Genomic DNA, 12,398 nt, shown 5'->3' with positions numbered 1-12,398 from the left:
CATTGAGACGAAGACACTGAAGGGGCATACTATGCCAGAATGGATTACATCTGTCGGCCAGACAGATTACGAAGCCAGTGTTGCGGAAATGGAAGCTCGCGTTGCTGGCATTGCGCAGGGCACCAAGGACGAAGCGATTTGGTTGGTTGAGCATCCACCGCTCTATACGGCGGGGACTTCTGCGCAAGTTGCAGACCTTACGGATCCTGATCTATTTCCCGTTTATGAAAGTAAACGTGGCGGCCAGTATACCTATCATGGTCCCGGGCAGCGCGTGGCTTATGTTATGCTAAATGTTGGGGATCGTGGGCGTGATGTGCGCAAGTTTGTTCAGCAAATGGAAGATTGGGTTATTGCCACACTTGCGGAGTTCAACGTGAAAGGCGAACGTCGCGACGGCCGTGTGGGTGTTTGGGTTGTGCGCCACGATAAACCGCTCACGGCGGCGGGCATTCCACCTGAGGACAAAATCGCGGCGATTGGCGTCCGGCTTCGGAAATGGGTTAGTTTCCATGGCTTATCGATTAATGTTGAACCAGATTTGAGCCATTTCGAGGGGATTGTTCCCTGTGGGATTCGCGAACACGGTGTAACAAGCTTGGTTGATCTGGGTTTGCCCGTTACCATGGATGATCTGGATGTCGCTTTGAAAAAGACATTTGCCGAAACGTTTGGTTGATCTGTCTGCCAGCAAAAATTGGCTCAAATTTAGATGCGACAATGCTGCGCCTTTCGTTCAGAGCGAAAGAAGTGTGCACTGCATAGTGACGCGCGTGAAAACCAAAAAAGGGGTTTGAATGAAACATTTAGCTATGTCTGCTGCATTGGCAGCTATCACAGCCGCAACACCGAGCTTTGCCAATGGCGATCCTGAAGCAGGCGAGGGGCTTTTTCGGCGTTGCAAATCCTGCCATGCTATCGAAAACGGTGATGATGTCATCGTGCGTGGCGGGCGTACTGGCCCAAACCTCTATGGAGTGATTGGACGTGCAGCCGGTACGGTTGATGGATTTAACTATAGTGATGATTTAGCCGCAGCTGGTGCAGCAGGTTTGATCTGGACCGAAGAAAACTTGGCTGAGTATGCAACGGATCCGCGCGCCTTTCTAAGAACCTATTTAGATGACGGCTCCGCTCGTACGGCGATGTCTTTCCGCTTGCGCAATGGTGGTGAGGACGTAGCGGCCTATTTAGCATCTGTTGGCCCTGTACCCGTAGAAATGCCCGCCGAAGACGGCGAAACAACTGTGTCTGAATAAGCAGTCAAAAATAAATTCGACCCTGCGCTGCTATGTCCATTGCTCGCGGGGTCGCACTTCTTTAATGTCAGCCCGGGACGCGCTGTGTTGGGAATGCCTATACACAGCATAAATGTATTAAATATTTGGGAGAGGCATTAATGGTCGACGCAGCCATTGACACCCACGGACATCATGATGAGCGGAGTTTCTTTACCCGCTGGTTCATGTCGACAAACCACAAAGATATCGGGATTCTATATCTGTTCACAGCAGCCGCTGTGGGCCTGATTTCCGTTATTTTTACGGTTTATATGCGCATGGAGCTCCATGAGCCCGGCGTGCAATATATGTGCCTAGAGGGCGCGCGCTTTTTTGCGACAGATGCTGTCTGTACGCCAAACGGCCATCTTTGGAATGTTATGATCACCTATCACGGTGTGTTAATGATGTTCTTTGTTGTGATTCCCGCTTTGTTCGGTGGATTCGGCAACTATTTCATGCCACTGCAAATTGGCGCGCCTGATATGGCATTCCCGCGGATGAACAATCTGAGTTACTGGATGTTTGTTGCTGGTGTTGCTCTTGGTGTTGCTTCGTTGTTTGCGCCAGGTGGTAATGATCAACTTGGTTCTGGTGTGGGTTGGGTGCTTTATCCGCCACTTTCCACCAATGAAGGCGGCTATTCCATGGATCTCGCGATTTTCGCGGTCCACGTTTCTGGTGCCTCTTCGATCCTTGGTGCGATCAACATGATCACAACAATGTTGAACATGCGCGCACCGGGCATGACAATGTTTAAGGTACCTTTGTTCGCTTGGTCTATTTTTGTGACCTCATGGTTGATCCTTTTGTCTTTGCCAGTTTTGGCTGGCGCGATCACCATGTTGCTGACAGATCGTAACTTTGGCACAACCTTCTTTGATCCATCAGGTGGCGGGGACCCGATCCTTTACCAGCACATCCTTTGGTTCTTTGGTCACCCTGAAGTTTACATCATCATCTTGCCAGGCTTTGGTTTGATTTCACACGTTATTGGTACGTTCTCTCGTAAACCGATCTTTGGCTATCTGCCGATGGTTTGGGCGTTGATCGCGATTGGTGTGTTGGGCTTCGTTGTTTGGGCACACCACATGTACACCGTGGGTATGTCATTGACACAGCAAAGCTACTTCATGCTGGCGACGATGGTGATTGCGGTTCCGACGGGTGTGAAAGTGTTCTCTTGGATCGCAACAATGTGGGGCGGATCGCTTGAATTCAAAACACCGATGCTTTGGGCGTTTGGTTTCCTCTTCTTGTTCACCGTTGGTGGTGTGACAGGTGTGGTTCTGTCCCAAGCAGGCGTAGACCGCTACTACCATGACACATACTATGTGGTTGCACACTTCCACTACGTGATGAGCCTTGGTGCGATCTTCTGTATCTTTGCAGGTATCTATTTCTACATCGGCAAAATGTCTGGCCGTCAGTACCCTGAATGGGCTGGCAAGCTACACTTCTGGATGATGTTTATCGGCGCAAACATGACCTTCTTCCCGCAGCACTTCTTGGGTCGTCAGGGTATGCCACGTCGTTACATCGACTACCCAGAAGCCTTTGCATACTGGAATAGTGTCTCTTCATATGGCGCTTACCTGTCGTTCGCTTCGTTCCTGTTCTTCATCGGCATCGTGTTCTACACCTTGTTCGCTGGCAAACGGGTTACAGAAAACAACTACTGGAACGAATATGCAGATACTCTGGAATGGACACTTCCATCTCCTCCACCAGAGCACACCTTTGAAACACTTCCTAAGCAGGAAGAATGGGACAAAGCGCATAGCCACTAATGCCTTATGAATGGCAACATAACTTTTCAGAGGCCTCGGATATTTCCGGGGCCTCTTTGTATGGGAAACCCATCGCTAAACTAAGCATGTGGCCCTATCGTTCTTTGCGAAAAAAGGGTTTTGTTGGGTTTATCGCTGGTACGGCTGTTATGATGTGCTTGCCACTGTTGGGGCTTGTTGGGTCTTTTGCGCTCTGGATATTACTGCCCTTTGTTTTGCTGACAGTTGGATGCATCTGGTATGCTATCGACAAAAGTTACAAACAGGGTGAAGTGCTGGAAGAACTGGTATTCTTCAGCGAAGAGATCACATTGGTTCATCTGACGGCAGGGCAGGAGGCAAAACGTTGGAATGCAAATCCATATTGGGTTGATGTGCGGCTGTTGCCCAATGGTGGTCCTGTTGCGAATTACCTGACGCTACGTGGAAACAACCGCGAAGTGGAAATTGGAGCGTTCCTAAGTGAAGAAGAGCGTCTGATTTTGAAGGCCGAGATCGAACATCACTTACGCGACCTTTGAGGCTTTCGCTCACCGCGCTCTTTGTCGTTTCGGGTGCGAAGAGCTACACTCACTTCCGCGCATAGCTCTTCGAGCGTTTTAATCGTCGAGAAACATCACCATGCCTTCCCGCACCAACCGCCGTATCAATGTTTCACGTCCGCTATCGTCTAATTCTCCGGGAAGATCAGCGAGCGTAAAATGCGGTGATGATAGGGCATACCCTAATGGTTCTTTGACAAAGGCGGGCATGTTGAAAATCAATCCCTGACACGACACGGCCACTTGATCCTCTCCTCCCGATTTGGACGGGATATCGTTCAAACGATAAATCAGATTGGGGCGCGCAGCTAAATTGCTGGTCCCATTCAGAGTATCAAGACGCGCAATTTGCGCCATTTGACTATGCGCACGGGGAACGCGTGTGCTGATGAAATCCTCTCGGAAATGGTTCAGCACAGGATCCAATGCTGCGCGGTTCACTTTACCTAGAAGGCGTGCAAATTTTTCCTGCATTGTAGCGTTATCAAATTCATTATTTGCAAAGCCCGGCGGTAATGCCTCGCGAAAATCGACATCATGATGGGACAGCATGGTCACAGCTTCGACCATTAAGTCGGCCCAGCTACGCACCATCAATCCCGTTGTAATGTGCAAAGATGTCTGATCCGTTGCAACCGCGTCATGGGTCAGCCCGCGTGGAACATAGGCCATATCGCCGGGTTCTAATACAAAGCGGTCTGTTTCTTCACCTATTGGAATGTCGTGTGGGTTAAACCCTTGTGATTGCAAAGGCAGCTCAACTGGCGTGTCGTAGATGCGCCATTCTTTTGTACCTTCGACCTGTAGGACCAGAACATCATGCCCATCATAATGGGCTTTGAAGCCTTGGCTATTGGCGGGGGTAAGGTAGGTATTTGTTTGAACGCGGGCGCTAAAGGCGCTTTCTAGCGATCGACAGAAATTAGCGAGCTTAGGAATACGTTCCTGTAGACCACTCATGATAATGGTCGCACCATCTGCAAACAGCTGATTTACGGCAATGCTGTCGATAAATCCATTTTCATAGCTGAAATGCGATGCGTTTATCTCTTTGTCCGCTTGGACCACATTTACTTCGGGGGCACTCAGGCCAAATGTGGAAACCGCTGTGTCAATTTCTGCTGTAGATAGCAGATCAGAATAATAGTCGGCTTGACCTCGTTTTATGACAAGGTGTTTCTTTTCAAAATAGTCTCTAAAGAATTCTTCTTTGGTAACAGGTGCAATGGTCCAATCGAAATCTTTTTGCATTTATCCCTCCCTCTGGGTGCATCTGGGTACGCGGATTAAGAACAGGCTACACGCAAAGAAATGAAAACAGCAACAATCCTTTTGAAACGGCTGAGTTAGCGTGAAAAACACGGAAAAATTGACAGATTGCCAAAGTCAGGGTTATCTTCAGAACATTGAATGTGATTTGGGTCGGGAGGAGCCGAAATTATGGTTAAGAAAAAGAGTGAACTTAAGACTTTAACAGATGCGGATATTTCGGTGTCGCGACCAGAACGCCGTGCATTTTTAGGTCTAGCAGCCGTTGGCGCAGCCGCGCTTGTTCCCACTGCAGCGCAAGCGGCAGATGCTGACAATGGCGCTTGGGTCGACGCAGGATCTTGTCCGCGTGGATATGGCGGCGTTTATACAGGTTACACCGACGCAGATAGCGGTAATCAGGCGGATCAGGGCGGTTACGGGCGCGGTGCACCTTACTGCTGATAGGCACGTTACGAATTGAAATACTGCAAAGCCTCGGTTGTTCCGAGGCTTTGTTTTGTTGAGATCGGCAGGTCACGGCTAATAACACGCGCCGAAACAGATTCAACACTTGCGCAAAAGCGGGGCGCACAATAGAAGGGCGACTGAATTTAACATACCGCGCGCGCGCGGTCTTATGCCAATCTACGAGGACGACGATGCAAGTCACCGAGACCCTGAACGAAGGCCTGAAACGCGCCTACAACATTACTGTTTCCGCAGCTGAGCTGGAATCTAAAGTCAACGAAAAGCTGAAAGAAGCCCAGCCAGAAGTTGAAATGAAAGGTTTCCGTAAAGGCAAAGTGCCTATGGCTTTGCTTAAAAAGCAATTCGGTCCACGTGTTTTGGGCGAAGCGATGCAGGAAACTGTAGACGGCGCAATGAACGAACATTTTGAACAATCTGGCGATCGCCCTGCGATGCAACCAGAAGTCAAAATGACCAATGACGACTGGAAAGAAGGCGACGACGTTGAAGTCGCTATGTCTTACGAAGCTCTCCCAGTCATTCCAGAGGTTGATTTCTCTGATGTGACCTTGGAAAAACTCATTGTAAAAGCTGACGACGCTGGTGTTGAAGAAGCTTTGGCAAACCTTGCCGAAACTGCTCAAGACTTCGCGGACCGTGATGCAGGCGAAGCTGCTGAAGACGGCGACCAAGTGACCATCGATTTTGTTGGCTCTGTTGACGGCGAAGAATTCGAAGGCGGCGCAGGCGAAGATTACCCGCTTGTATTGGGTTCAAACTCCTTCATTCCAGGCTTTGAAGAGCAGCTGGTTGGTGCAAAAGCTGACGAAGCGAAAGACGTAAACGTATCCTTCCCAGAAGAGTACGGCGCAGAGCATCTCGCTGGTAAAGAAGCATTGTTCAAATGCACTGTTAAAGCAGTGAAAAAGCCAGTTGCCGCTGAAATCAACGATGAGTTGGCAACAAAATTTGGCGCCGAAGACCTTGCTGGCCTGAAAGGTCAAATCGCAGAGCGTCTTGAAGCAGAATACACTGGTGCCGCTCGTGCGGTTCAAAAACGTGCATTGCTTGACGCATTGGCAGGCAAGGTTTCTTTTGAACTTCCTCCTTCATTGGTTGAAGCAGAAGCAAAACAAATCGCGCATCAGCTGTGGCATGACGACAACCCAGAAGTTGAAGGTCATGATCACCCAGAAATCGAAACAACAGAAGAGCACACTGGCCTGGCCGAGCGCCGCGTTCGTCTTGGTCTGTTGTTGGCTGAAATCGGTCAAAAAGCAGAAGTTTCTGTTTCTGATGCTGAAATGACCCAAGCGATCATGCAGCAGGCACGTCAGTACCCTGGCCAAGAGCGTCAGTTCTTTGAATTCATTCAACAGAACGCGCAAATGCAGCAACAGCTACGCGCACCGTTGTTTGAAGATAAAGTTGTTGATCACATCGTTGCGCAGGCTGCTGTGACCGAAAAAGAAATCTCTAAAGATGAGCTTCAAAAAGCTGTTGAAGCACTCGACGAAGAGTAATCTTTACCTAAGTTAAGCGAAAAGGCCGCCCATTGAGGCGGCCTTTTTGTTATTTGGCAAGTGTTTGACATGCATCCCAAAGTTCTGCTGCGTTTTGGATTTTTAAAACCCATGCCAATGGAATACCTTTGGGGGTGTTGATCCCATGAGCAGCCCCTAATACAGCGCCAATCACAATAGAACGTCCGGCGCTATCGCCGCCAGCTTTGATATTTACGTCAACCGCTTCAGCGTAGGATTGAGTGTGCGCCATGATGTGGTACGCGAGAGGCATACCCATTGGCAGATGGCAGGCACGTTCTGTTTGCTCTCCATAAACGATGGAATCGTTATTCGAGCTATTGATTGCATCACGCAACAGGGATTGAATCGGATCTGCGGCCAAATTGGCTGATTCCTCCAAAGCAGAATGCAAAGGGTCCCCAGCAATAACACGACCGAGCAGATCGGCGAAAACAGCAGCGTAGGCGGTCGCATCTTTGTTGACATTGGTGATCTCTACAGCCGTCTTGAGTGCGTCTGAATTTGAAGCACCTAATGCAGCAATGATGGCGGGTACACGCGCGACAGCGGGCAATTGATCGTCATCAATGCCAGAAGGCGCATTCTGCCCTGCTGCAAGGTTGTCGAGTGTGCCTTGGGTTGGACGATCAATGTAGCCTTGATATTGGCCGCCTGGGCCAAAAAACGACTTGAAGTCGGATTGATACGCTTCGCGATCAAAGAGGCCATTTGAAGCATTCATCGATTGAATCGCCAATAGTAGGCTTTCGCCATACTGGGTCAACATTCCGTCGGAACGGGCCCCATGAGCAAAGAATGCAGGGACATAGGCGAAGTTGTCGGCGTTTAGGGGGACGAAGGCAGCGCTATCGCCATGATGCTGTGCAACTGTTTTGATGCGGTCAACGTCATAAATCCAATGTAAGCCAAGTGAAGCCGCATCAGCGACGAGTGCGCCCAGAAGGCAAGCGGAGGAGGGGGAATTGGTCATGTTGTGCCTCGGGTTGGGGATAAGGATGCCCCAGCGAAACAGATTTTGGCGATCTTTCCCAGCCCAAATGGCGATAGAATTGGTGCACTATCGCACATAGAAAAAGAAAAAGCCGCGCTGTTGGGCGCGGCTTAATGTGTTTTGAAGTCCAGAGGGCTTAGTTGCCTTCTGGAGTCTCAACAAGACCGTCGTCATCATCAGATGCTGCGGAACCGATATCGTCGAAGAGCTCAGCGATTTCGAATTCTGCTTCCGCTTCAGCTTCAGCTGCCAATTCCTGAATGGATTTGCCAGTTGCCTGAAGTTCAGCTTCTTCAGTCGAACGTGCAACGTTCAACTCGATGGTTGCTGAAACTTCTGGGTGAAGGCGAACAGTTACATCATGAACACCAAGGTATTTGATTGGTGCTGTCAGGATAACCTGTTTGCGGTCAACGGTGAAACCAGCTTCGGTTGCGGCTTCTGCTGCGTCACGTGTGGTGACAGAGCCATAAAGCGCGCCAGCGTCAGATGCGGAGCGAATCACGATGAACTGCTGTCCATCCAATTTCGCAGCCATAGCTTCGGCTTCTGCTTTGGTTTCGAGGTTGTTTGCTTCAAGCTGAGCTTTCTGCGCTTCGAAGTTAGCAATGTTTGCTTTAGAAGCAGTCAGTGCTTTGTTCTGTGGCAACAGGAAGTTCCGAGCGTAACCAGCTTTGACGTCAACAACGTCGCCCATTTGGCCAAGCTTTGCGACACGTTCAAGAAGGATAACTTGCATTGCGGTTCTCCTTACTTAACAGCGTATGGCAGCAGGGCGAGAAAACGGGCGCGTTTGATTGCACGGGCCAGTTCACGTTGTTTCTTTGCAGAAACGGCCGTGATGCGTGATGGAACGATTTTGCCACGCTCAGAGATGTAGCGTTGCAGAGTGCGGGTGTCTTTGTAGTCGATCGCAGGTGCGTTATCACCAGAGAACGGGCAGACTTTCCGACGGCGGAAAAATGGTTTTGCGGCCATAGTTTAGGTCCTTTCCTTAAACTGGATCAGCGGCGTTCACGACGGGCGTCGCGTTCGTCACGTTTCTGCATTTGAACGGATGGGCCTTCTGAGTGACCGTCAACTTTGATGGTCAGAATGCGCATAACGTCGTCATGCAAACGCATCAGGCGTTCCATTTCTTGAATAGCAGAAGACGGAGCATCTGTTTTCAAGAAAGCGTAGTGGCCTTTGCGGTTTTTGTTGATCTTATAGGCCATCGTCTTAACGCCCCAGTATTCGCTATCTACGACGGAACCGCCGTTGTCCGCGAGGACTGTGCTGAAATGTTCGACGAGGCTTTCAGCTTGCGCGGTGGAAAGGTCCTGGCGCGAGATGAAGACATGCTCATATAGCGGCATGTGTGCTCCAATCATGTTATAAGTGCACTTCAAAGGGCGGGGGTCTAAATCCTTCTGAGACCCACCCACGAGAGGTTGCACAGTTCCATATAAATACAGAAGGACGTCGCCTTATAGGACCGTCTTTTGATCTATGCAAGCCTGCCTTGAAATTGCCCAAATGGTTACCAAACTTCTGCCGCAATGCGCGTTAAAGATGCGTTAACGATTAGATGGGATGAAGAACATGAACGCGATAACAGAGTTCGAGCGAGCAGAAGCCGTAGCATGCCCCAAAGCAACGCCGTTTTTGGAGCAAACCTTTGGCGGGTATGCCGTGAAAGATAAAAGCGAAGTGAACAGTAAGTGGTTAGAAGATCAGGTGCTTAAACGCGCGGCTGGCTACGCTTTGATGGTATTGGCAATCGGTCTTTGGTTAATGCCCGGTGCCATTATCGCCGAAGAAGTCATTGGCATTAAATTGGCGTTCAGTTTGTTGATCATTTTGCTTGGCCATAGCTTTATCCGGGCTTCTGAGCCTCAAGATGCTTATGAACTGCATGTAGACTTAAAGCGCAGCGAATTGCGGGGTGTATTACGTGATGCAAAAGGTGAGCCACATTTGGTGAGTCATGCTAAGTTCAAAGATATCGTGTCAATCTGGGTGGATATGCAGCACGACCCGCGCGAAGAGGCGCGCCTTATGATGCAACGTCGCGAGGGATGTCTGAACCTTGAGTTGATGCGCGGTTCAGCACAAAAAATGAACAGCCTTCGGGAAATGTTGTTGGAAGATCTCCGCTTATAAATAACTCAATCAGCAAGAAACCGCGCCTCATAGCCCCATACGGGGCTATTTTTGCATTTATGAACACAAAGTGTTGAATTCTGCCGGATTGCGATGCTGGGTTTTGACATGCAAGCTAAGCTTGTGACTTTGATCAAAGGAAATACCCTATGAAATCCATTCTGAAAACCGCAGCTCTCGCAACGAGCCTTGCCGTTTTGTCAGCACCCGCCATGGCAGAAGCCGAGCGTTACACGCTTGACCCTAGCCACAGCCAGATTGTGTTCACTTATACCCATATCGGTTTCTCAACCACGTATGGCATGTTTTCTGGCTTTGAAGGCGAGATCATGTTTGACCAAGAAGCGCCAGCGAATTCATCCGTGAATGTTTCTTTCCCAGTGATGTCGATGTTGACTGGTTGGGAGCAACGGTTTGGGCATTTCATGAGCGATGATTTCTTTGCCGCGACTGAAGATGAAATGGTTTCATTTACGTCGACCGGTATTGAAGTGACCGGCGATAGCACAGCTGTTATTACTGGCGATCTGACATTGAACGGTGTGACGAAGTCGGTTGCCCTAGATGCAGTGTTGAACCAAGCCATGGTTAACCCAATGTCCAATGTTGAGTGGGCAGGTTTCGACGCAACAACAACATTGTTGCGCAGCGATTACGGCCTTGGTGCATTTGCGCCAGCGGTAAGCGACGAAGTCGAAGTGATGATTTCAATCGAAGCAGGCAAAGCTGAATAAGCCTGTTTGGTGTGAAAAAAACGAAGGCTACAGATTAATTCTGTAGCCTTTTTTTATTGATTATTCTCAATCATCTGTTTGATCTTTATGGCCTTCTCAAAGTGATCCAGTTTATGGGTCATAATCCACCATTCTGCGGCTTCCATCAAAAGGCTGGGGTCCGTGTTTTTATTCGCGAAAAATGCGTAAAATGACAGCCCTACGGTTGGGCCCTTTGCAGCAATCTTTTGTTCGCAAACAGTGATGATTTTCGTTCTTAATGAATCGCGCATAATTTAACCTTTTATGAGAAACCAGACCCTTAACCTACTGATACAAAAAGAGCACCCCAATAACTGAGGTGCTCCAATCTAAATTTATCGTCGTAGCCTTATTGGCGGCGCAGTGCTGTTAGATCGATTGAAACATCAACGGTAAAACCAAGGCTGCTTTCGTCAGGCATATTTGTTCCAACGTTGAAATCGAGCCGTTGCAAGGTGGTGTTGCCATTCATTTCAGCGCGATCACCATCAATGCGTAATCCAAAGGGTAGGGTAATTGGCAGAGCGGTTCCTTTGATTGATAACGTGCCGCGCGCCTCGTATCCGTCAGGAACGGCATGTAGTGTCGCAGCAAATTCAGCGGTTGGAAATTCGGCGACGTTGAAGAAATCTGCACCCATTGCTTGATCGGTTACAGAGCCAAGTGTGAGAGTTGGAATAGCGATTTGAACCTCAACTTCACCGGCAGGGTCTAGCCCGACCGTCTCATCAAACTGAATAGTAGCAGTCCAATCGGCGAATGAACCCGTCACATCGCTTCCAAATTGGCGTACTGTGATTGAAATTGTTCCCTCTTCAACTTGCCAATTGCCTTGCGCCCCTTCTTCCAAGGTCACTTGCACAGGTGCTTCATGCTCCAAGCCGGGGAGATACCAAAGGAAAGCACCAGCGACCAATGCGCAAAGATACGCGGTTAAAGCGGCAAAAATAGGGGCTTTGCTGTGATGTTGTTCGGGAATTTCGGGTAATTTAGGCGTGCCGGGTAACATGCGCCGTAACGTTGCATCCTTGTCTATGACATGATGTTTGATCGCGCCAAGAATGTGAAGAACCAGCGAAAAGGCCAAAACACGTTCAAAGGTAAAGTGAAGCGCAGAAAACAAATGTGCGACACCCTCGTCTTTGGGCACAAAGGGTAAATTTTGGCTGAAGGGCCACCAGATAGGTGCAAATCCTGTTGTCGCTGCGTGGTGTATCCATCCTGTGAGAGGCACCAAAACCAAGGCGGAGTATAATAGCCAATGCACAGTTTCAGCTGCAAATGCCTCAAGGCGGTTTTCAGCATTGAGCAAACCCGGTTTTGGCTGACTAAGGGCCCACATAATACGTGCAAGGGCGACAAAAAACACCAACACGCCCAAGGTTTTGTGGATTTGAAACAGCGTCGCTTTGAAGTTTAGTTCTTCGCTTGTTGCGAAGGGCGCATTGTGGGCAATAATTCCCAGCGGAATAAGCGTGATAATCAAGAGGGCTGTCACCCAGTGAAAACTCTTAGTGACTACGCCGTAACGCGATTTGGAATTGGACAGTGACATTATTTGCTCCGACAGGGTTTTATGCAGCTTACAGTTTACGATCGCTTTGATGCAATCTTCTGTTGTGCAGACTC

At 49.2% G+C, this 12,398-nt stretch carries 14 protein-coding genes and 1 pseudogene; 8 read left to right on the top strand and 7 right to left on the bottom strand.

From position 1 onward, the window contains the following. The first annotated feature begins 16 nt into the window (after positions 1 to 16). The 4 genes from lipB (at position 17) to G9C99_RS02985 (ending at position 3,591) form a co-directional block, all read left to right on the top strand. Entirely contained in the window at positions 17 to 679 is a 663-nt protein-coding gene (gene lipB, locus G9C99_RS03000; protein ID WP_269434814.1) for a lipoyl(octanoyl) transferase LipB, read from the top strand. A gap of 118 nt (positions 680 to 797) precedes the next feature. Continuing rightward, complete coding sequence (locus G9C99_RS02995; protein ID WP_205859817.1) at positions 798 to 1,259, top strand: c-type cytochrome; 462 nt, start codon at positions 798 to 800, stop codon at positions 1,257 to 1,259. A 140-nt stretch (positions 1,260 to 1,399) separates the two neighbouring features. Continuing rightward, positions 1,400 to 3,070, top strand: a complete 1,671-nt coding sequence (locus G9C99_RS02990; protein WP_166415951.1) for a cytochrome c oxidase subunit I — start codon at positions 1,400 to 1,402, stop codon at positions 3,068 to 3,070. Then, positions 3,070 to 3,591, top strand: a complete 522-nt coding sequence (locus tag G9C99_RS02985; protein WP_166415950.1) for a DUF2244 domain-containing protein — start codon at positions 3,070 to 3,072, stop codon at positions 3,589 to 3,591. The genes G9C99_RS02990 and G9C99_RS02985 overlap by 1 nt, the downstream gene beginning before the upstream one ends. Before the next feature lie 603 nt (positions 3,592 to 4,194). Here the strand turns inward: G9C99_RS02985 and G9C99_RS18680 are convergent. Next, positions 4,195 to 4,572: pseudogene (locus G9C99_RS18680) on the bottom strand (cupin domain-containing protein); the annotation flags it as partial. 480 nt (positions 4,573 to 5,052) lie between these two features. Here G9C99_RS18680 and G9C99_RS02975 point away from each other — a divergent pair. Beyond that, positions 5,053 to 5,325 carry a twin-arginine translocation signal domain-containing protein gene (locus G9C99_RS02975; RefSeq protein ID WP_166415948.1) on the top strand — a complete coding sequence of 91 codons (273 nt, stop codon included), beginning with the start codon at positions 5,053 to 5,055 and terminating at the stop codon, positions 5,323 to 5,325. A 197-nt stretch (positions 5,326 to 5,522) separates the two neighbouring features. After that, positions 5,523 to 6,854 (top strand): trigger factor, encoded by a 1,332-nt coding sequence (gene tig, locus G9C99_RS02970; RefSeq protein WP_166415947.1) that lies wholly within the window; start codon positions 5,523 to 5,525, stop codon positions 6,852 to 6,854. A 49-nt stretch (positions 6,855 to 6,903) separates the two neighbouring features. Here tig and G9C99_RS02965 read toward each other — a convergent pair whose 3' ends face one another. The 4 genes from G9C99_RS02965 to rpsF form a co-directional block, all read right to left on the bottom strand. Next, entirely contained in the window at positions 6,904 to 7,848 is a 945-nt protein-coding gene (locus G9C99_RS02965) for an ADP-ribosylglycohydrolase family protein (RefSeq protein ID WP_166415946.1), read from the bottom strand. 157 nt (positions 7,849 to 8,005) lie between these two features. Next, positions 8,006 to 8,608: a 50S ribosomal protein L9 gene (gene rplI / locus G9C99_RS02960; protein WP_166415945.1), complete on the bottom strand. Its 603-nt coding sequence runs from the start codon at positions 8,606 to 8,608 to the stop codon at positions 8,006 to 8,008. A gap of 11 nt (positions 8,609 to 8,619) precedes the next feature. Then, positions 8,620 to 8,847 (bottom strand): 30S ribosomal protein S18, encoded by a 228-nt coding sequence (gene rpsR / locus G9C99_RS02955; protein WP_166415944.1) that lies wholly within the window; start codon positions 8,845 to 8,847, stop codon positions 8,620 to 8,622. 26 nt (positions 8,848 to 8,873) lie between these two features. Continuing rightward, on the bottom strand, positions 8,874 to 9,227 hold the full coding sequence (gene rpsF / locus G9C99_RS02950; RefSeq protein WP_166415943.1) for a 30S ribosomal protein S6: 354 nt from the start codon (positions 9,225 to 9,227) through the stop codon (positions 8,874 to 8,876). Between the two features lie 226 nt (positions 9,228 to 9,453). Here rpsF and G9C99_RS02945 point away from each other — a divergent pair, with 226 nt between their 5' ends. Next, complete coding sequence (locus G9C99_RS02945; RefSeq protein WP_166415942.1) at positions 9,454 to 10,014, top strand: hypothetical protein; 561 nt, start codon at positions 9,454 to 9,456, stop codon at positions 10,012 to 10,014. A 149-nt stretch (positions 10,015 to 10,163) separates the two neighbouring features. After that, the gene (locus tag G9C99_RS02940; protein WP_205859816.1) at positions 10,164 to 10,748 is read left to right on the top strand and encodes a YceI family protein; all 585 of its coding nucleotides are present in this window, start codon (positions 10,164 to 10,166) and stop codon (positions 10,746 to 10,748) included. 53 nt (positions 10,749 to 10,801) lie between these two features. Here G9C99_RS02940 and G9C99_RS02935 read toward each other — a convergent pair whose 3' ends face one another. Continuing rightward, entirely contained in the window at positions 10,802 to 11,020 is a 219-nt protein-coding gene (locus G9C99_RS02935) for a DUF6500 family protein (protein ID WP_166415941.1), read from the bottom strand. Positions 11,021 to 11,118: 98 nt separating this feature from the next. Continuing rightward, positions 11,119 to 12,324 carry a cytochrome b/b6 domain-containing protein gene (locus G9C99_RS02930; RefSeq protein WP_166415940.1) on the bottom strand — a complete coding sequence of 402 codons (1,206 nt, stop codon included), beginning with the start codon at positions 12,322 to 12,324 and terminating at the stop codon, positions 11,119 to 11,121. Positions 12,325 to 12,398: the final 74 nt, after the last annotated feature.

The organism is Cochlodiniinecator piscidefendens, from assembly GCF_011326755.1.
GTDB lineage: Bacteria > Pseudomonadota > Alphaproteobacteria > Rhodobacterales > Rhodobacteraceae > Cochlodiniinecator > Cochlodiniinecator piscidefendens.
The sequence above is the reverse complement of the archived record's forward strand: the minus strand, read 5'-3'. Positions and strand labels throughout refer to the sequence as shown.